Source organism: Paenibacillus sp. USHLN196 (genome assembly GCF_037144955.1).
Lineage (GTDB): Bacteria > Bacillota > Bacilli > Paenibacillales > Paenibacillaceae > Paenibacillus > Paenibacillus xylanexedens_C.
Genome location: NZ_JBBCYH010000005.1, coordinates 1 through 19408, shown reverse-complemented (window position 1 = coordinate 19408; position 19408 = coordinate 1). Strand labels below are relative to the sequence as shown.

Genomic DNA, 19408 nt, shown 5'->3' with positions numbered 1-19408 from the left:
ACATTTGAGCAAATTTGAAGATAAAGAATTTTCAAAGGTTGAAGCTGAATTAAATAAATATTGGGATGCAGAATTTATTGATGTTGACCAAGCTAATAAAATCGCTTCTTACTGCCAAAAGTTATTGAGTAGTTTAAAGATTGCCAATATCACCATAAGAGCAATTAATAGTGCTTATGAGGGTGAAGGAACAGACATTCAAGCGGCTCGTAAAATGGCTTTACTAGCGAACTCGTATCTGAATGAAGTCAAATATCAATGAAAATATACTTTCAGTGAGAAGGAGGGAGAAATCTCACCCTTGATTCAGTCCAATACTCACTTATATCGTTATGTCCAACAAACTCAAAAATTTCAAGCTGAAGCAATCCATACTGTCTATTGACTTGTTTCTCGAAACTTTTAAAATACTTAAAGTTGCAATCACAAAGAGGTCTTTTGGCACAATAAGGACAAGGTGCGGTTATAATATCGAATTTTCTAAAAAATGCGGAATGATCCTCATCTTGTATTAATGCTCTCGCTCTTGTTCCATCTTTTAAATGAATGATACAGTCGTAGACTTTAATGTTATCATCTACAATATTTCTATCTTGAATCATAATACTTCTTATTTCGAAATTGATTGTTGACATGGATACACCCCTCTTCAGCCTTCTGTGTAATTATACCAAATGATAATTAAAATTACGATGAAGTCTGAATGAAACTGCTCTTTCATCAAGAATTACAGCTCAAAAAAGCCAGTAAACACAAGGGTTTAGGAACTACTGCTTAACTAATTTCTGAGGAGTGATTGATTTGAGAAGAGTATATATCAAAATCATCAACAAACAAACAGGATTGGTAGACAAGTGGTTAACGAATAACTGGATCAACAACAGTGACAATATTACATTGCCTGAAAAATTCAAAATAGTAATACAATAAATTCGGACAAAGGAGTGATTTTGCCATAGCATGGAAACAAAAGCAACCTAAAATTCCATTTGAGCCATACGACAATACATATTCGAAGTTGGCGAAGATAAATGGAATTGAGAATATCGATGAGTTCCTTAACCCACTCACAAATGTGGTACACAGTCCGTATCTACTAAAGAATATAGATAAATTGGTTGAACGGATTGTGAGAGCGATTAAGAACGGTGAGAAGATTGTAATTTTTGCTGACGTCGATTTTGACGGGATTTCTTCAGCAGTAATACTATATAAAATTTTGTTGAGGTTCACTGATAATGTTCAGATCAAATATGTTGAACGCAGCCAAGGACACGGTTCCAAGTTCGTCATTGAACAGATTGAAGATGATACAGATTTATACATAGCAGTAGACAGTAGTAGTAATGATATAGAACCCCTTAAGTTTCTGGTTGATAAAGGTATTGATTGTCTGGTTATCGATCATCACTCAGTTGATATCGAAAATCCACACTGTATTCTAGTGAATCCACAACAAGAGGATTGCAAATACCCGAATAAAAATGCTTCAGGTGGATTGTTGGTTTATAAAGTGTGTCAAGTATTAGACGACTATATGGATACACGACATGCGCTTGAATTGAGCGACTTACCGGGATTCGCTTTGATGGCAGACATGATGTCGATGATGGAAATGGAAAATAGATATTTTGCAAAAGTGTCACTGAAAGGGTTACGACATGAAGGCTTGAAATTATTGTTCGAAGCAATGAACTCAGACTTAAAGAATCTCACATCAACAGACTTTCTGTATGGTGCAAGTCCAGCAGTAACAGCAGCAACGAGGGCAGACAATATTAAGTTGGCAATTGACTTTCTGATGTGTGACAAAGCTACACCAGAAACAAAAGGATATGTTAAAGAGTTAATCAAGCTAAACGAACATCGTAAAGTAGTTCAAGCTGAAGCATTAGAGAGGCATAAAGACAGCATTAAAGATGAAGATAAAGTGGCTATCATCTACGATACAACCATCGGTAAGGGATTGAACGGGCTAGTAGCGCAAGAACTATCAAAGAAATTTAACAGACCCGCAATTGTAATAGGTGATGGTGAAGATGAGTATACATACGCTGGAAGCTTCCGTGGCTTAGATGATTTTTCAATGTTAGATTTACTGGATCAGTGTAATAGTACTGAACATACTGGAGGTCATCCCGGTGCTGGAGGATTAAGTCTAAAGAAAGAGAATCTGCAAAAACTAAAAGATGAGTTGAATAATCATTTGAAAGATTTTGTACCTGATAGCACCTTATATTACGACTTAGAGTTTAGTGCTGACAGTGTTAATGAAAATCTAATCAACTATCTCACAGAGTTTTTTAGATACTCAGGCAACAACTTCAAGCCCGGAACATTCTTAATTAAAGACTTGTTCATCTCAGACAAGAAACTGATGGGTAAGACCAATAACACAGTAAAAATTGATTGTGGAAGTTTACAGTTGATGAAGTTTAAAACAGATGAAGAGTATTATGAGCAGGTTCCAGTATTTACAGAAGTAGAAGCTGTGGGATCACTTAATATGAATGTATGGACTCAGTATAGACCCAAGAAGAAAGTCATCAAAACATGTCAACTATTCATCGAGGATTACAGAGAAACTATTAAACAATAAAATAATACATAAACGAATGGAGAAATATACATATGAATTTTTATGGAATCGCAACTAACAACAATAATCAAAACGTGGTAATCGACAACCTACCAACAGACTATCTTGGTGCAGTCATTGCAGCTAAACAACAAGCAGCTAAAAAAGGATTCACGTTCCAATATGTTAAGCCAGCAGAAAATGGTCGGAAGGAAGGATCTGTGTTGACTAAATTCAAGAAGCAACGTACTCAACGCAAGTCTAATAAACGGTAATACATATGAAGAATCAAAAAGTAAGAATCAAGGTCAGTGATCATGCACGAGTAAGATGTGAGCAAAGTAATGTTGGAGTGGGATATCTCATTAAGATGATATCCTCCATTCCCAATGTTCAAGGCAAGTTAAGATGGATGACTGAAAAGGGTGTAATTGTGATTGAACGTGTGAATGAGGGATTGATCCTGATTCGTACATTTATTGCTCGATTCAAATATAAAGGTAAAAGGTATCGTAAAGGATGTACAACTTTTTAATACATAGATAGGTGATTCGAATGGACAATGAAACACAAGAATTCCTTTTTGGTAGAGTCGTATTCAGTAGGCCAGCAGTTTACGAGAAGCCGGAATACATAGTCAGATTTATCGAGAGACATAAAGAGTTTGATAGAATGAATAAGTTTTACGATCTTAGAGATAGATTAATGAAAAGACGGATCAGAACAATTAACTTGTAGAATAAATATCTTTGTAAATGAACTGTTTGATCAAGAAAGGGTAATGTGAAAATGTTCAATATCAAACAAGTAAGCAGGTTACGAAGCCACTTACAGAAAGAGATTGAGGACATCATAGAAGAGAAAAAAGATGTCTTCAATAGACTAGATGAAGATCCAACAAATATGTCGCTGAAAGATAGAGAGGCATTTCTGACTGGGGTAGATGTGGGACTGCTTAAAGCACAAAGATTGATTAATAAGGTGTATGGCGAAGACAACTAAAGCAAGTCTATTTAAAATACAAGTTTCAAATAGAAAGGAGCATATAAATGTCAGAAGCAATTTTCTTTCTACTGGGGTCGATATGGAGCGCTGTTTATTGGATTTGGAGATCAAGACTGTTTATTAGAAGAAACTACGATTCAAACTTCATGAAAAAATAAGATGAAATGCAAGTCGATAGAAAGTGGCGAAATGAATGGGAGACACTATGCATAGGGTTTTTAAAATACGAGATAAAACAACTGGACTGTTTTCACGAGGTGGAACAAACGCGATGAGTCTTTGGAACAAAGAGGGCAAGTCTTGGTCAAATATTGGGCATCTAAAAAATCATCTCAACCAGTTCGTTAATAGAAGAAGCAATACTGATCCATATACTAATGCAGAAATAGTAGAAGTTGAGATTAACTATGACGCTTGCATGAAGATGGATGTAAGTGAACTATTCGACGAAATAAAACTCAATAAAGCTAAACTAGAGGAAAAGTACAGATTACAAGCTAAAAAGTGGGCTGAAGAGCGAGAAAGAAAACAATTAGAACAGCTCAAGAAGAAGTATGAGTCCTGATAAAATAGTGGTTTCACAGAGATATTGGGGGTGATGTTGATTGAAGAAATGTAAGTGTAAGTGGTGTAGAGATTATGGTTCACAATGTGGATTCTGCATCAACTATAAAGACAATCAAACACATGGATATTTGGAAGGTGAAGGAATGTGCATGGTAAAAACACATGATTTTTGGGTCGAGATGCAAGATGAAGCATGTGAGAAATTCGTATGTGATAGCACTGTCAAAAAGTAAAGGAGATACATATATGGATGAATTGATTGAAAAAATCAAAGAAGAGATAGGGACATCAATTGATTATTACAAGAACACAGATCCAATTGCTCATGAAGGCGAAATTCTTGGCCTACAGGAATCATTAGATATTATTCACGACCAGTATGTAATTAGCAATATATACACAGGGGAGAATTGAAAATATGTTGATTATCGATCTAGAGAATGAAGAGAAGACCTTTACAGAAGTAGATGAGGCTGTAGAATTCTGCGAGAAAGAGTTTGGATATAAGGGTTCTATGTGGGATGCAGTTAAACGTAAGTGCAATCTAAATCAACTTTGTGAACTGCTTCGTGCAGACGAAATTTGTGCTTGGATTCATCCATAGAGGAGGAAAAGAATGCCGTTCATTGGAGGACTCATTTTAATCTTCATCCTAGGTTTTGGGTTGTGGACGCTCATGTTCCCTGTGTTCAATAAAGTAGGAAGCAAAGTTATTAACAAATACAATAGATTTAAACAAGAGGAGAATGTAAATGAAGAATCTAAAGACATTTAAGGTAGGGGCAATTGCAGTTGGATTGGTCATTATTCTGGGAGTAGCGCTATTGAGTTTCTTTGTAACAAGAATTCCTAATGGATATGTCGGTGTCGTATATTCACCAAATGGAGGAGTAAAGGATAGTACTCTGAGCCAAGGATGGAAATTGGTTGGGGCTTTTGACAAAGTAACTAAGTATCCTATCCGAATTCAAACCGTTGAATACAAAGATATTCAAATTGCTACGTCTGACGGTAAAAACATCACAATCGATTTTGTCTATAACTATCAAGTAGAGCCAAGCAAGGTATCATCTATTTTTAATACATTTGGGCCAATTGGTATTCAAGAAATTGAGGATACATATCTGAAAACACGTTTCCGTGACGCTGCTCGTAAAGGTATTTCAAAGTTTACAGTAATTGATGTTTATGGTGAAAAGTCATCTGAAGCTGGAGTAGATGTTCAACAACGTTTCGCTGACGATGTTAAAGAACTAGGATTTATTGTTTCTAATGTAACCGTAGGTGTTCCTCAACCAGATGCTAAGACTCAGGAAGCAATTGATAAGCGTGTCGAAGCTTCACAGGAACTAGAACGTAAAACTACTGAGCTAGAGATTGCCAAGAAAGAAGCAGACCGCAAACGAGTAGAAGCACAAGGTAACGCAGACAAACTCTTGATTGAAGCAGAAGGTCAAGCTAAGGCCAATAATGAGCTTCAGCAATCACTCTCTAATCAACTCGTTCAATATGAGACAATTAAGAAATGGGATGGAGCCCTTCCATATGTAAGTGGCTCAAATACTCCAATGATTCAACTGCCAACAACCAAGACAGAAGGGGTAAAATAAAGAGAGGGGAGATTGTCTCCCCAATATACTCAAGCAATTTGAGAAGGAGTGTTCAATATGAAAGAATACGATGATCTCATTGAAGAACTGGGCGGTAAAGTTGAAAAAAGGGATAGGCTAACACAACAAATTGCACTAATGGCTGCGACTGTAGCTGAATTGGACATTGAGATTGATCAATTGAACATACAGATTGATGAGCTTGAAGAGTCAGAAGAAAATTAACTGAACACTTATAGAGCTTATGAAAGATATATTTCTTAGAGAAAAGGAAAAGATATGGATAAATTCGCAGCGATCGAAAGGTACGAAACTAAAGTAAATGAGCTGGAAGCAAAAAAGAAGCTGGTAATATCTATTCTCAAAGATAAAGACGTATCCAGACACTCAAAAGGTGTGTTCGAGGATATAGCAAATATCAATGCTGAAATCGCAATATACATAGATGTTATAGAAACAATTAGCTCACTGGAAGTTTGATAAATGTGAGATTTCATAAAGAAGGGATTTAATAAATGACAAAATATGCTGACTGGTACTATGTGAGAGAAGCTGAAAAAGTAGGCTTAGTTGCATCAATGGATGGGGTAGTTGAGCGGAATCGGACTGAGTTAAATAATAAACTTAGTGCATACTTTAGAAACAAAATGCCCGGATATAATTCTTACTTTAGTGAGGATCAATGCGATGACGTTTTGTATTCCATAAATGAATATATTGAAGAAAATAAGATTGACAAGCGTGAAATTGACTTTCCAATTTCAGAAGGCAGCGATATTCATTTGCTGCAGATAACAGGCAACTTGCAGTTGAAGATTCTTGTTGCTGATGAGTATCATGGTGGTGGAGATTACAGCAAATTTATTGATGCCGATAAATTTGTAATTAACGAATATACGACAGAGAAGGACGTGGATATGCTGATTGAGTTTATCAAAAATTATCTCAATATCTGTCGGTAATGGAGAGTTCCAATAGAAAGGAGGACAATTAACTGAATTGTGTGAGTGCTTTAATATTGGCATGGTTCTTATCACTTTTTGGATTTGATGCGATATGTGTAGCTGGCTTGAATGAGCTATTCGGTCTCACTGTTACAGTCGCAGGGTATTATGTTATTTTCTTTTTGGTGGGACTGTTGTTTGACTTATACGAACTAGCAATATCCAAATGAATGGCGTATTTCAAAGGAGGGAGGGACAGAGTGAAGGGTTTAAGAAGAATGCTTTGCATTTTAGCTTTTGGTTTACTGTTGTCTGGTTGTGGATATGAAATCAAAGAATATAGTGGTCTCACCTATAAAGACAGCTACAGGATAGATCGAGGTTCAGATGAAACCCCATATACCGCAATTATTTTTAAAACAAGCGATAGCAAGGAAAAGATTCTTTTTGATGATGAGCAGCAATCACGTACTACTCTTTTACAAAAGGGGCACAAATACAACGTAACTGTATCGATTGCAAACAAGTTTTACTATGGTGATGTAATTGTGAGGATAAGAGAGTGATTGAAAGAGTATTTCAAAGGAAAGGAGGAGCTGAGTGGGTAAAGAAGACAAAGATAAATATACATATAGAAATCCCGTTGATCGTGGTTACAAACAATTTAAACTATCTAAGAAACAGCACAACTATTTGTTTCCAAAAAGAAAGAAGAAGTGGAATGCACGTTATGAATACTATTACAGCGATGAAAGAGTAATTATGCAGCAACTCTCAAGTTATTCTGCGATAGTGTTAACAACTGTCCTATTTCCAGTACTGATTCTGTTCGCAGGGCTGTCTAACTTTAAAGAAGCCATCACTGAAATGAAATGGTTGTTCAATGAAAAGAAATACGGCAAGTTTAGCGAGGACTGGATTAATCGTTACATCCATCAAGAGGGCAGTAGAATTGAAAGTAAAAGGTTCTCTAATATTATGTTTGTCATTAAAGGAGATAAGCAATGAATCATTCAGAATATAAGGAAAAGGTGAAGATTGGTGAAGAAGTTTGGATTTGTGACTACCGCTACAATGATGTAGACAATAAGGCAATTCGTCATATCCAACCTAAAAAAGTTGTAGTTGTTAGCAATGAAGACTTACCGAAAAATAAAAGAGTGTATTATTCAGAATTTCATTTTCGAGAAATAAAAGAGAATGGGAAACTTTCTAGTACAGTTATTGCTCCATATGATAACACTGGTTATCGATCATATGGAGGTGTATCGTTAAATATTTTTATGATAAGGATGAGTGTATTAAGCACTTTAAGAAACAATGCAGAGAGAATTTGAAGAAGTTTGAAACAGCGAAGGTATCTAAGTTGAACTATTATAATGAGAAGATTTCTGAACTGCGAAAAGAAGTAAATAATGATTTGAGTTTAAGCGATTTTGTGTTTCACAATTAATAAGTTAGTGAAAGTCAAATTTTATCAAGAAGGAGAATGTATATGCTTAATCTGCTAACATTACATCAACTTAAAGAACTAGAGAGTGAGCTTTCGATGGTCTTAAAAGAAAAAAAGAGAGAGTATGAGTTGGAAAGATGTGGGTATGCTCCAGAAACCTCATCAACAAAAACAGTGTCATCAGATGACCTAACCGTGCTCACAGATCCTCATGAGATTCAGTTTATGCGTTGGTTTTCACAGATTAAATTAGATGAAAAAATTAATCTGAATAAATATAATACGATTATGAAAATTTCAAATCTAGCCAATATTTCAGATGAAAAAGACCTAACTCACTATCTCTTTGGGGATTCTCATCCATATGGTCTTTCAGCAGTAATGAAGTACCCAGCCTTACAAATCTCAGAAAAAGGTAAGGCATACTTACAAGAAGAATTTTGTTCATACATATATAAATAAAAGCAGAAAGTCAGAGGAAGAGGAAATATATGAGACAGTATGATGAAGAAACACATGAATATCTCATTCTTGAAAAGATGAATGCTGACGAGGTGGCCCTAAACGGAGACGAAGCAGAGACAGTCATGACCTATCACGAGGAATTACCATCTCCAGATATCATTGCAGAAGAAGTAAAGCGTTCAGGATTTGATACATTTGAAGTAACACATATTATAGAAACAATTAAACGATATCAGGTATAGGGGAGATATACATGATTACATGTGATTATAAACAAGAGGAATTCGCTCTGATTCAGGCATTAAGAGAAAGTGGTATGTCGGCAACTGCTGTTTTAATTGGAACCAGAAATGATTTTCTAAAAGACAATAAAGATGGTCACTGGAATGAGTTGATTGATATTTTTGACAGATATATTGAGTCTTTAATCGAAGAAGACGAAGAAGATTCTGAATGAAATGCACAATTTACAAAGAATGGAGGGGAAATATGGAAGAAAGAATTGAGGATTACATTGTCGGTAAAATTGAAGAGTATAAGAACAACAATAAGGTGGCATATCTTGAGGCTATTTGCGACGATGTGAAAAGTAACTATTCTACTGATTGTAAATATGAGTACATTGGCGGTTTCGAAAGTCCCGGCTATGATATTGATTGTTATGCCATCAGTTTCATTGATGAAGATGGAGAGATCGTAATTGTTCCATATACAAACGAAAGCTATTAAGTTGATAAATTGTACCTTTCACAAAGAATTAAACTAACAAGATATTAAAGGAGTTGGGAATTATAGCTACGTACGGACAACAAGTGTGGGGATCTGTAGATATCCATAATCAAGTTACAATCACAGCCAGCAACAATACATTTACTTTTAGTGTGGACGATACTCCATACACCATTACTCTGCAGAACGGAACATATAACACTATCAGAGAAAAACACGAATCAGAACTAGTTCAAGCAATTACAACAGCAGCTTCTTCATTAAACATTCCGGTTATGTTCAGGCTGGGTGGTATGCGCTATGATTACAATTACAATGTACTAATTATTGAACACACAGACAAAGAGAATGAACATGTATTGGATAACTTTACCGGAAGCACAAACGATACTTTGTTTGGTATTATTAAATTCAACCTACCGCCTAGGGATTGAATAAACAAATAATCATCCTTAAAAGACAAAGATAATACTTTACAAATGGGTATTATAGACTTATACTAAGAAAGTAAACAACAACAAAGAAGAGGTGTTGAAGATGAATAGAAATACTCGGCTTCAAAAATCACTAGATATGTTAAACAAAAGTTTGGAAGCTTTGAATATGGCTATTGATCAACAACATCTCGCTCAAAAGGCTGATGACATCGATCAGTCAGTAAAAGAATTCTTTGAAGTAAAGACTTTCTTGGCAATGCAAAAAATGAAAGAGAATAGTAGGGAGTGGAGAAGTAATTCAACTAAATGAAGCAACGTTAAGTTTGTCTAGAGTGCTGATCGAATGTTTTAAAGATGACATTGGCACAGATACAGAGCATTTATTGCACGAAGATAGTTACATTAGTAAGAATATGAAGAAGAAGATTGGTAAAAAGCAATTCGAAGATTTTGATAAGTATGGTGAAGAGGTGTGGAGTAATGCTTGGAATGAGTTTAGTCGAGTAGTATTCCACACCAGAGATAGTAAGTAAAATACATAGCAAAAGGAATGGTTCAATGAAATACGGACAAAGATCGATTATTGATTTGTATGTGTTTGATGAGAAAGGAACATTAATCACAGTACTGGATAGTTTGAAAGAAAGTTATATTGATCCAAACAATGATTGCCCTGTGCTATACGCTAAAGATGCTTTGCTGGATGACTCTCTGCTAGAATTCTTCAGTAGACGAGAAATGGACGACAGAACCGATTACGACAAATTCATTTCAAACGGATTCGAAGAAGATAAATCAATCAAAACACTAGTTTACCGTCAGTCAACAAAGGTGTGTAAACTTATTGCAAAAACAGAAGTTAGGGATTCAGAATCTGGTCGAGATAGAAACATGTATTTTGAGATTCCAAAAGTGAATGTTAGCAACTATGGAGGATTCAATTTTAAGGAGACAAAGCCTTCAGAATGGGACTTAGCGTTTATCATTAAACCTTTCAATAACGATGGCGATTTATACAAAATACATATTGAACAAGACGCAGAAGACGATGTACAAAAGTTTTTCATGGACACCAAAGAAGCTATTGATAAAGTAAGAGATCTGTAAATGTATTGCGATTAATTCAAGGAGGTGATGATAGTGCAGTTTAATGTAATTCTAGAACGAGATTATGGAGAGCAAACAGAAGATCTTGATTTTTGGGTAAATGTAGACGAGGAAGATTGTTACGAAATGGCAGGAGAAAATCCAGTCACAATTAGCGAGATGAAGAAAGTAGCAGTGGAATATGCAATGGGACGATTCTTCAAACAGAACTATGTACTTGATGTAGGCGATAGGATCAGAGTTGTAGAGGTTGAAGAAGTTTACACTTAAATAATACATATGATTTAAATAAAATAATTCTTTTATAGAGATATAGACATTTGAAAGTGAGGATTTTAATGCCCCGATTAGTAAACAAACCGAATAATAGACAACTAGCGTTCGACGAAAACAGAATTAATACATATGCAGACAGAGTAATGAGTGGTTTTGAGTTAGACAAGGAAAAGTTGGTCAAAGGTGTTAATAGCAAGCTAAGACGCGACGAGGTAACAGCAGAAGAGATCAGCGAAGCATTCTCGATGACTGCTCTAGACTTGATCACAAAAGAAGAACCGAACTGGAAGTTTGTTGCTGCAAGAGGACTACTGACAAAACTTTATAAAAAGGCCGCAAACAATCGAAAATATAAATCATATGTTGATGAGCCATACGGTTCATTTTATCCTCTAATTCAAACTTTAGTTGAAAAAGGAATCTTCAGAGAAGAACTTCTCACCTGTTATACAAAGGAACAGATTGAAGAATTGGGGGATTACATTAATCCAGAACATGATCTACTGTTCGATTATATTGGATTACTCACCCTTACAGAACGCTATCTAACACATGACTTTGATGGAAAGTTAATGGAACTGCCACAACAAAGATATATGGTTATTGCGATGTATCTAATGCATCAAGAACCTGAAGATAAACGTATGGATCTAGTCAAAGAATCATACTGGGCAATGAGCAACATGTATATGACAGCTGCTACTCCTACAATGTCCAACGCGGGTAAAAAAGTAGCAGGACAACTATCCAGTTGCTTCATTGATACAGTAGATGATTCGCTTGAAGGAATCTTCGATTCAAACACTGACGTAGCACGTCTGAGCAAAACAGGTGGAGGAATTGGAGTCTATCTTGGCAAAGTTAGAGCAAGGGGCTCTGACATTCGAGGACACAAAAATACAAGCTCGGGAGTAGTTCCTTGGATTCGCCAGTTGAATAATACAGCGGTTAGTGTAGATCAGCTCGGTACACGCAAAGGTGCGATTGCGGTGTATTTGGATGTATTCCATCGTGACATTCTAGCTTTTCTTGATCTGAAACTCAATAATGGCGATGAACGAATGAGAGCACACGACATCTTCCATGGTGTCTGCCTTCCTGACTTGTTCATGGAAAGAGTTGAAAGTCGAGGAGAATGGAGTCTGTTCTGTCCACATGAAGTAAAGTCTATTATGGGATGGAAAGATAGTGATGGACGACCACTTGGATTGGAAGACTTCTATGATGAGGAGTTAGGCAAAGGAACCTTCAGAGAAAAGTATGAAGAAGCAGTAAACCATCCTTTACTACAGAGAATCACTGTTCAAGCAATTGATATTATGAAGCGTGTGATGAAATCTCAATTAGAGACTGGAACACCGTATATGTTCTATCGTGATACAGTGAATCGCGCAAACACTAACGGTGTACATGGAATGATATTTTCCTCGAATCTTTGTACAGAGATTATGCAGAATCAATCTCCTACAACAGTTGAAAAAGAAGAGCTGGTAACTAAAGACGGTCAAACTCGTATCATTATCTCTAAGATTCCCGGTGACTTTGTAGTATGTAATCTCAATTCCATTAATTTGTCTAAAGCAGTGCTAGATAATGTTCTTGAGCGACTTGTTCCAATACAAACTCGAATGTTGGATAATGTGATCGATATTAACAATATTGATGTACTACAAGCGCAATATACAAATGCACAGTATAGAGCTATTGGATTAGGAACATTCGGATTACATCACTTACTTGCTCTCGAAGGTATTCGTTGGGAGTCCGATGAAGCTGTCGCATATAACGATAATCTGTATGAAAAAATCAACTATCTACTTGTTAAAGCCAGCATGGAACTGTCCAAAGAAAAAGGGCATTATCCGAAGTTCAAAGGATCTGACTGGGATACAGGAGGATACTTTGTTAAACGAGATTATGTTTCGGGTGAGAGAGAGGGGAAATATGTATCTACTGAAGAATGGAAGGAGTTGCAGTCTCTAGTAGGAGAAAATGGGGTACGTAATGCGTGGATGTTCGCCATTGCTCCCAATGGATCTACCTCAATTATTGCTGGCTCAACCGCATCTGTTGATCCACTATATGAATTGATTTCATACGAAGAGAAAACTACATATAAGATTGCCAATCCAGCTCCAGATTTGAGCGAAAAAACAATCTGGTTTTACAAAACGGCGTTTAACGTTGATCAACATGCTTCCATCAATATGGCAGCGGCTCGTCAGCGACACGTTGATCAAGGCCAAAGCTTCAATCTGTATGTTCGTCCAGATATCAAAGCAACTGATTTCCTAGAATTACATCTTCACGCTTGGAGAGCTGGTATGAAATCGACCTATTATGTTCGAAGTCGAGCTTTAACTATTGAAGAATGTGAGTCATGCAGTAGCTAATAAAGGAGAAAATAAAATTTGAAAATTCAGAAAATCTTCAACACAGAAGCACCAAACAAATCTACACGTATTATTGAGGGGGAAAATTCGGGTATCCTTAACTGGAACGATATCCGAATGCCTCACATGTACAAACTATACAAAGTTTTGTTGCTTAATCATTGGATTGCAGATGAGATCCCGATGTCTAAAGATGCTTCGCAGTTCACTCAACTTAGTAAAGTAGAACAAGACACATTCAAAATCAACATTTCGCTGCTAGCAGTATTGGACTCTATGCAGACAATGTTTGTGGGAGATGTTAAAAGATATTTTACGGATTCATCGTTGGAGGCAATCTCGGCCATTATCGGACAGCAAGAAGTAGTACATAATCAGTCTTACTCCTATGTGCTTTCCTCAATTGTATCTGATCAAGAGCAGAAAGAAATTTTTGAGTATTGGAAACATGATCCTGTATTGCTTGAGCGAAACCAGTTCATTTCAGATATTTATCAGGAATTCCGTGACAACCCTAATCCTCAAACGTTCTTTAAGTCAATGGTTGCTGATTTAATTCTTGAAGGCATCTTCTTCTATAGTACATTTGCTTTCTTCTATAACTTGGCTCGTGATCAGAAAATGATGGCGACCAGCCAGATGGTATCTTATATCCAACGCGATGAAAACCAACACTGTTACTTCTTCGCTGAAGTGTACAAGCAGCTTTTGGTAGACTTCCCTGAACTGAACACACCTGAGAACATGGAGTATGTATACAAAACAATCCATCGTGCTGTTGAGCTCGAAACTAACTGGGGTTATTATACCCTTAAAGACATTCAGAGTATTGATCTAGATGAGTTGAGCGATTATATCAAATACACAGCAAATAAACGCCTGAAGTTAATGGGCATGGAGAAGTTATATGAAGGCGTAGATGTGAATTGTATGCCGTGGATTAAGCCATTTTCAGATGAAGCTTTGAATTCTACTAAAACAGATTTCTTCGAAGCTAAGTCGCGTAACTACGGTAAAGTTGGCGACGATAACGGATTTGACGATTTGTAAAATATCTACTTAAGGGAGCAATAAATATACACATGGCAGATACTAATAAACACAAAACAGATTTTGAAAAAGTAAGAGAATTTCAAAAGGCATTTGATTGTCCAGCACCAGAAGTACCAACACCATTGGATGATAAGTTGGTTGCCAATAGAGCCAATTTTATCATGGAAGAGGTTGTTGAGCTGCTTTATGCGTCATCTGATGGAGACAAAGATAAGTTTTGTGAATACACAAACAACCTAATCAATTCAATTTACGATACATATGATAAGCAGTTAACCAAGCCTTTCCCTGAAGATCGTCTAATTGGACAGGTTGATGCACTGATTGACATCAAATACTTTGCTGAAGGTGGAATTGTTGAGACATCTGTCATTCCTGATAAGATTTTTGACATTGTACATAATGCCAACATGCAGAAGCTATTTTCTGATGGATTACCTCACTACAATGAAGTAGGTAAAGTCATCAAGCCAGAAGGATGGGAAGCTCCAGAACCAAAGATTGAAGAGGAAATTAAGCGTCAGATTGATCTAGGAGCATCAAGATTTAACTAAAACATATGGGCGGTGGTTAATCCACTGCCTTTTAATTTTAACTAAAGGAGATAACAACATGAAAAACTATCTCGATTTATTGCAGGATATTCTGAACAACGGCGTGCATAAAGGAGACCGTACAGGAACGGGGACACAATCTGTATTTGGCAGACAACTCCGTTATGATCTCTCCGAAGGATTTCCGCTGGTAACAACCAAACGAATTCATCTCAAATCGGTTATTCATGAACTGTTGTGGTTTTTGAGCGGCGATACCAATATATCTTATTTGAAAGAAAACGGTGTGAAGATCTGGGACGACTGGGCAGATGAAAATGGTAATTTGGGGCCAGTGTATGGCTCACAGTGGCGTACATGGGAAGTACCAAACGGGGAGAAGGTAGATCAAATCGCTGCGGTTATTGATTCGATTAAAAATAATCCAGACTCTCGTCGTCACCTTGTCAGCGCATGGAATGTGGCAGAAATCAATAATATGAAGCTTCCACCTTGTCATTTTGCGTTTCAGTTTTACGTTGCGGAGGGTAGGTTATCATGTATGCTTACGATGCGTTCCGTGGATACGTTCCTCGGATTGCCGTTTAACATCGCGAGTTATGCGCTCTTGACTCATATGATTGCCCAGCAATGTGATCTTGAGGTGGGTGATTTCATCTGGTCTGGAGGGGATGTTCACATCTACTCCAACCATGTTGATCAGGTTAAAACTCAGCTGGAGCGTGAACCTTATGCTTTACCTAAGCTTATAATCAAACGTAAGCCGGATTCAATCTTTGATTATAAGCTTGAAGATTTTGAATTTGAGAACTACCAGCATCATCCGGGCATTAAGGCTCCAATTGCAGTATGAGTATATTATCAATCATTGTAGCTATGGACGAGAATAGGCTGATTGGTAATAATGGAAAACTTCCATGGCATATACCTTGGGATCTAAAGTACTTTAAGGAAAAGACTATGTTTAAAAATATTGTAATGGGTAGAAACACTTATGAATCAATAGGAAAGGTGCTACCTAACCGGACAAATATAGTTCTTACTTCTGACCTCAATTTTAAAGCAGAGGGCTGCATTGTGGTAAATAGTATTGATGATGTTCTACAATACGCCGATAAATCGGATCGGGAATCCTTTATTATAGGAGGATCATCAATATATGAACAATTTATTCCGTTGGTGGATGAGATGCACATCAACTTGATTCAGCACACATTCAAAGGAGATTCATATTTTCCTTCTTACGATGAGAATGACTGGGATATATACACCGAAGAAACCGTAGAAGTAACGGGCGATAAGACAGTGTATAAGATTAATACAAAACATCTAATAAAGAAATGAATAAACACAAAGATAATACTAGACATATAACATAATAGATGATAAACTAAGTACAGGTCATAAAGAACCTGTACTTTTTCTTTTAGGAGGGATCAGATGGTTGAGAAGGTGATTGATAATTTTAAAATTCGCTCTAATTGTTCTACCGCCAGCAATCATGTTGTGGTTCATAGTCAAGAATAAAGATCGGATAAAGATTGAATTGGAAAACTATAAACACATAAATAATATTGAAAATATATTCTACTCAACTTGTTTTGCTTTTATAGGATTTAATATTATAAACTCTTTGACAACTCAATACTTTGAGACAGCTACGGTAATAAGTTTGCCTGTCAATATCCCTGTACTTTACATCTATAGTGTAACAATAAGTCCCTTCATCGAAGAGTGCATATGCAGAGGCATCATATTCAAGAAACTTAGTAGCAGGTTTAGTTTCGGGCTTTCTGCACTTGTAAGTTCATTGGTGTTTGCGATACCACATTTTAATCTAAGCGCATTTATCGGCTATGTATTTATAGGATTCATCTGGTGCTGGTATTACAAAAAGAGCAACAGCCTACTGGTTCCAATATTAAGTCATGCACTATTCAATTTCACAACAATTCTAATCATGTCGCTGAAAGGGTGATGGATACATATGATAAGCAAGTTAATCAACTATTTGTTTTGGAGTAAATCATTTGAGAAAGTTCGAGACTCGCATAGGAAGATGTGCTATGAGTTAGGCAAATATGATCAAGAACGAGAGTTTTGTTATACATATATTGATGAACGGTATGAAAAATAGGAGGAACGAAAATACATATGAAAATTAAATCAAGTGTAATTGAGAAGTACAGCCAACTGTGCATGAAGAGCTATCTGAGTTGTGATTCTTTTGAGGAAGTAAGGTATAAAATTAAGAAGTGTGTAACATTGGGACAAGTCGTAAAAGTTGAAGGAAATACTAAGCACATTCAATATTATTACAATCGATTTATTGTTGAAAATGGTGAAGTTATTGATTTGTATCAAGATAAGAATACATACATAGAAGTTTCTGAACGAGTAAAGGCCGCTTATGATCGGCTGGAAGGTAAAGTAGTAGTTTAGATGAAAGCCGTCTTTTATCAAAATATTGAATACATATAACAACGAACTAATGAAAGTATTGGGAGAATAATATGAACAAATACCTAGTTTGTTTCGAGACCAAAAATAATATCGAGATCGGCTTAATGTTTGAAATCGATGTATCAGTTAACAGACCAAACAATCCAACAGACGATGAAATCATTCGTGACTATTTGGAGATTAACTATGGAAATTCTGTTGATTACGATACTCTAAAGTGTCACATGCTTGATAGCATCATACATATTGATGAAGACTATTGTATTGAAATTTAGTGAAAATCTAATTTCACAAGGAGGAAGAAGAATGAAGTTTAATCAAAAACATTTTAACTACGCTTTTAAGCCGCTGGCAAAAGTGTCACGAAAAACTAAAAAGTACATGCGAAAATATTACGATGAGATGTTCAGTGATATAGAAGAGGATTATCCGTTACTTAACCTTCCAGATTGCAAAGAGTGTGAAGGTAAACGTCGTGTTGAGTATGGATACCCTTACGATCCATGGCATTTATATGATTGTCCAGAATGCGAAGGAACCGGAAAATACGGATGGGAATACAACAAAGATGGTAGCAAGGTGCGTAAGAAAGAGTTCATCGAACCTAGCAATAACGCGCTTAGATTGAAACGTAAAGGTTATAAAACTCAGTTTAAATTAATGAGGGATGAACAAATACATGAACAATAAACATCGTGGCAAACGCATCGAAACAGGTGAATGGATTTATGGTTACTTGATTGGTGATAATGTTATTGTTGGTGAAATTGTAGATTGGAATGATGAGTATTTTAACACCGAATATTGGTATGCCGTTGATCCAGCTACGGTTGGAAAATACATAGGCATCAAAGATGGGACTAATAACGATGAATGGTGTGTAGGTGACATTCTCACTCCCAACCCTCATCTACACAACCAAGAAGTGCAAATAATTTGTTATGACAGCCACCAAGCAAAATATAAAAGTGTTCCATTGAGTACATACAGAACTAATGCAGGCAATGGCGGATGGACTGGGTACGATATCAAATACTGGCAGAGAAGACTTGGTAATATACACGACAATCCTGAACTGTTGGAGGTGCAGAGATGAAAAATATTGAAGTTGGTCAAACTCTTTATGTGAATATCAGTGGCTTTCTATATAAAGAGGCAAATTTAAAAGAATATAAAGTGCAAAAAGTTAACACTTCAAGTGTTTATGTTACTCAAGAAGGTGATAAACATCCGATCAGATTAGATAAGAGGACACTTACTAACAATAACGGAGTCTTGGGTCATTACAAGGCATACGTCAATGCGGAAGATTACTGGGGCAAGATCAATCGGGCAAAAGAACGTCAAGATCTGGCAGCCAGTATAAGAGAGAAAATTGGTTCATTGAGTTTAGCACATTTGAAAGAAATTGAGACTCTTATTAACCAACAAAAGTCTGTGAAAGTCTAGTTTTAAATAGAAAGGAAGCTGTTAAGAGTGAGAGTGATCATTAAAGAAGAATCGACTTGGGTAGCGAAGCCAAAAGTGATTAACGTTGAATACTACGTAACTACAGACGGAAAAGAGTTCAAAAGTAAAGATGATGCCAACCATCATCAAAAGTTAATCAATATTGAATCAGTAGGGTTCTCAAATGAATTACCTGATAATGTAGTTTATCATTAGACAGATTGTCAAACCAAGTGCGACAGTTCCTCTGTGAAAGATTCGTGAGCGGTTCTCCAGCCCAAGCATTTTCGGGGTCTGTGGTTAATCAGATCCAGTGAGTGGCCGA

At 36.4% G+C, this 19408-nt stretch carries 34 protein-coding genes; 33 read left to right on the top strand and 1 reads right to left on the bottom strand.

The genetic code is table 11. The annotated features are described in order from the left end of the window. The first annotated feature begins 4 nt into the window (after positions 1 to 4). Entirely contained in the window at positions 5 to 262 is a 258-nt protein-coding gene (locus tag WFI24_RS13035; protein WP_336761336.1) for a hypothetical protein, read from the top strand. A 10-nt stretch (positions 263 to 272) separates the two neighbouring features. On the opposite strand, the gene WFI24_RS13030 is transcribed toward WFI24_RS13035, so the two are convergent. Further along, a complete protein-coding gene (locus WFI24_RS13030) occupies positions 273 to 635 on the bottom strand; it encodes a hypothetical protein (protein ID WP_336761334.1) in 363 nt (120 codons plus the stop codon). 494 nt (positions 636 to 1129) lie between these two features. Between WFI24_RS13030 and WFI24_RS13025 the strand changes: the two genes are divergently transcribed. From WFI24_RS13025 to WFI24_RS12875, 32 genes are all read left to right on the top strand, one after another. Then, entirely contained in the window at positions 1130 to 2599 is a 1470-nt protein-coding gene (locus WFI24_RS13025; RefSeq protein WP_336761333.1) for a DHH family phosphoesterase, read from the top strand. A 32-nt stretch (positions 2600 to 2631) separates the two neighbouring features. Then, positions 2632 to 2853: a hypothetical protein gene (locus WFI24_RS13020; protein WP_336761332.1), complete on the top strand. Its 222-nt coding sequence runs from the start codon at positions 2632 to 2634 to the stop codon at positions 2851 to 2853. A 514-nt stretch (positions 2854 to 3367) separates the two neighbouring features. Then, positions 3368 to 3580: a hypothetical protein gene (locus tag WFI24_RS13015; RefSeq protein WP_336761330.1), complete on the top strand. Its 213-nt coding sequence runs from the start codon at positions 3368 to 3370 to the stop codon at positions 3578 to 3580. 274 nt (positions 3581 to 3854) lie between these two features. Further along, positions 3855 to 4148 (top strand): hypothetical protein, encoded by a 294-nt coding sequence (locus tag WFI24_RS13010; RefSeq protein WP_336761328.1) that lies wholly within the window; start codon positions 3855 to 3857, stop codon positions 4146 to 4148. Between the two features lie 248 nt (positions 4149 to 4396). Beyond that, the gene (locus tag WFI24_RS13005) at positions 4397 to 4564 is read left to right on the top strand and encodes a hypothetical protein (protein ID WP_336761327.1); all 168 of its coding nucleotides are present in this window, start codon (positions 4397 to 4399) and stop codon (positions 4562 to 4564) included. Between the two features lie 4 nt (positions 4565 to 4568). Next, positions 4569 to 4754: a hypothetical protein gene (locus WFI24_RS13000; RefSeq protein ID WP_336761326.1), complete on the top strand. Its 186-nt coding sequence runs from the start codon at positions 4569 to 4571 to the stop codon at positions 4752 to 4754. 148 nt (positions 4755 to 4902) lie between these two features. Continuing rightward, positions 4903 to 5760, top strand: a complete 858-nt coding sequence (locus WFI24_RS12995; RefSeq protein ID WP_336761325.1) for a prohibitin family protein — start codon at positions 4903 to 4905, stop codon at positions 5758 to 5760. Between the two features lie 57 nt (positions 5761 to 5817). Next, on the top strand, positions 5818 to 5985 hold the full coding sequence (locus tag WFI24_RS12990; RefSeq protein WP_336761324.1) for a hypothetical protein: 168 nt from the start codon (positions 5818 to 5820) through the stop codon (positions 5983 to 5985). Between the two features lie 54 nt (positions 5986 to 6039). Then, positions 6040 to 6240 carry a hypothetical protein gene (locus tag WFI24_RS12985; protein ID WP_336761322.1) on the top strand — a complete coding sequence of 67 codons (201 nt, stop codon included), beginning with the start codon at positions 6040 to 6042 and terminating at the stop codon, positions 6238 to 6240. Between the two features lie 35 nt (positions 6241 to 6275). Beyond that, positions 6276 to 6722, top strand: coding sequence for a hypothetical protein (locus WFI24_RS12980; RefSeq protein WP_336761321.1), 447 nt, complete (start codon positions 6276 to 6278; stop codon positions 6720 to 6722). Positions 6723 to 6964: 242 nt separating this feature from the next. Then, positions 6965 to 7270, top strand: a complete 306-nt coding sequence (locus WFI24_RS12975; RefSeq protein WP_336761319.1) for a hypothetical protein — start codon at positions 6965 to 6967, stop codon at positions 7268 to 7270. Between the two features lie 34 nt (positions 7271 to 7304). Then, on the top strand, positions 7305 to 7712 hold the full coding sequence (locus WFI24_RS12970; RefSeq protein WP_336761318.1) for a hypothetical protein: 408 nt from the start codon (positions 7305 to 7307) through the stop codon (positions 7710 to 7712). Continuing rightward, positions 7709 to 8041: a hypothetical protein gene (locus WFI24_RS12965; protein ID WP_336761317.1), complete on the top strand. Its 333-nt coding sequence runs from the start codon at positions 7709 to 7711 to the stop codon at positions 8039 to 8041. Before WFI24_RS12970 ends, WFI24_RS12965 begins: the two co-directional genes overlap by 4 nt. Positions 8042 to 8199: 158 nt before the next feature. After that, positions 8200 to 8619 (top strand): hypothetical protein, encoded by a 420-nt coding sequence (locus WFI24_RS12960; protein ID WP_336761316.1) that lies wholly within the window; start codon positions 8200 to 8202, stop codon positions 8617 to 8619. Between the two features lie 29 nt (positions 8620 to 8648). Next, entirely contained in the window at positions 8649 to 8864 is a 216-nt protein-coding gene (locus tag WFI24_RS12955; protein WP_336761314.1) for a hypothetical protein, read from the top strand. Positions 8865 to 8875: 11 nt separating this feature from the next. Continuing rightward, entirely contained in the window at positions 8876 to 9079 is a 204-nt protein-coding gene (locus WFI24_RS12950; RefSeq protein ID WP_336761312.1) for a hypothetical protein, read from the top strand. A 32-nt stretch (positions 9080 to 9111) separates the two neighbouring features. Continuing rightward, positions 9112 to 9351, top strand: a complete 240-nt coding sequence (locus WFI24_RS12945) for a hypothetical protein (protein ID WP_336761310.1) — start codon at positions 9112 to 9114, stop codon at positions 9349 to 9351. Positions 9352 to 9404: 53 nt separating this feature from the next. Then, complete coding sequence (locus WFI24_RS12940; RefSeq protein WP_336761309.1) at positions 9405 to 9785, top strand: hypothetical protein; 381 nt, start codon at positions 9405 to 9407, stop codon at positions 9783 to 9785. 103 nt (positions 9786 to 9888) lie between these two features. Further along, a complete protein-coding gene (locus WFI24_RS12935) occupies positions 9889 to 10098 on the top strand; it encodes a hypothetical protein (RefSeq protein WP_336761307.1) in 210 nt (69 codons plus the stop codon). A gap of 248 nt (positions 10099 to 10346) precedes the next feature. After that, positions 10347 to 10895, top strand: a complete 549-nt coding sequence (locus WFI24_RS12930) for a hypothetical protein (protein ID WP_336761305.1) — start codon at positions 10347 to 10349, stop codon at positions 10893 to 10895. Positions 10896 to 10928: 33 nt separating this feature from the next. Continuing rightward, positions 10929 to 11165: a hypothetical protein gene (locus WFI24_RS12925; protein ID WP_336761303.1), complete on the top strand. Its 237-nt coding sequence runs from the start codon at positions 10929 to 10931 to the stop codon at positions 11163 to 11165. Between the two features lie 68 nt (positions 11166 to 11233). After that, positions 11234 to 13564, top strand: a complete 2331-nt coding sequence (locus tag WFI24_RS12920) for a ribonucleoside-diphosphate reductase subunit alpha (protein ID WP_336761301.1) — start codon at positions 11234 to 11236, stop codon at positions 13562 to 13564. An 18-nt stretch (positions 13565 to 13582) separates the two neighbouring features. Beyond that, positions 13583 to 14614, top strand: coding sequence for a ribonucleotide-diphosphate reductase subunit beta (locus tag WFI24_RS12915; protein ID WP_336761299.1), 1032 nt, complete (start codon positions 13583 to 13585; stop codon positions 14612 to 14614). A 32-nt stretch (positions 14615 to 14646) separates the two neighbouring features. Continuing rightward, positions 14647 to 15171 carry an HAD family hydrolase gene (locus tag WFI24_RS12910; RefSeq protein ID WP_336761297.1) on the top strand — a complete coding sequence of 175 codons (525 nt, stop codon included), beginning with the start codon at positions 14647 to 14649 and terminating at the stop codon, positions 15169 to 15171. A gap of 58 nt (positions 15172 to 15229) precedes the next feature. After that, positions 15230 to 16024, top strand: coding sequence for a thymidylate synthase (gene thyA / locus WFI24_RS12905; RefSeq protein ID WP_336761295.1), 795 nt, complete (start codon positions 15230 to 15232; stop codon positions 16022 to 16024). Then, a complete protein-coding gene (locus tag WFI24_RS12900; protein WP_336761293.1) occupies positions 16021 to 16515 on the top strand; it encodes a dihydrofolate reductase in 495 nt (164 codons plus the stop codon). The genes thyA and WFI24_RS12900 overlap by 4 nt, the downstream gene beginning before the upstream one ends. 157 nt (positions 16516 to 16672) lie before the next feature. Then, complete coding sequence (locus WFI24_RS34505) at positions 16673 to 17149, top strand: lysostaphin resistance A-like protein (RefSeq protein ID WP_442956227.1); 477 nt, start codon at positions 16673 to 16675, stop codon at positions 17147 to 17149. A gap of 176 nt (positions 17150 to 17325) precedes the next feature. Then, positions 17326 to 17613 carry a hypothetical protein gene (locus tag WFI24_RS12895; RefSeq protein ID WP_336761291.1) on the top strand — a complete coding sequence of 96 codons (288 nt, stop codon included), beginning with the start codon at positions 17326 to 17328 and terminating at the stop codon, positions 17611 to 17613. 327 nt (positions 17614 to 17940) lie between these two features. Beyond that, the gene (locus WFI24_RS12890) at positions 17941 to 18324 is read left to right on the top strand and encodes a hypothetical protein (RefSeq protein WP_336761290.1); all 384 of its coding nucleotides are present in this window, start codon (positions 17941 to 17943) and stop codon (positions 18322 to 18324) included. Further along, the gene (locus WFI24_RS12885) at positions 18314 to 18730 is read left to right on the top strand and encodes a YopX family protein (RefSeq protein ID WP_336761289.1); all 417 of its coding nucleotides are present in this window, start codon (positions 18314 to 18316) and stop codon (positions 18728 to 18730) included. Before WFI24_RS12890 ends, WFI24_RS12885 begins: the two co-directional genes overlap by 11 nt. Then, positions 18727 to 19083, top strand: a complete 357-nt coding sequence (locus WFI24_RS12880; RefSeq protein WP_336761287.1) for a beta barrel domain-containing protein — start codon at positions 18727 to 18729, stop codon at positions 19081 to 19083. Before WFI24_RS12885 ends, WFI24_RS12880 begins: the two co-directional genes overlap by 4 nt. Positions 19084 to 19110: 27 nt before the next feature. Then, positions 19111 to 19299, top strand: coding sequence for a hypothetical protein (locus WFI24_RS12875; protein WP_336761285.1), 189 nt, complete (start codon positions 19111 to 19113; stop codon positions 19297 to 19299). Positions 19300 to 19408 lie beyond the last annotated feature (109 nt).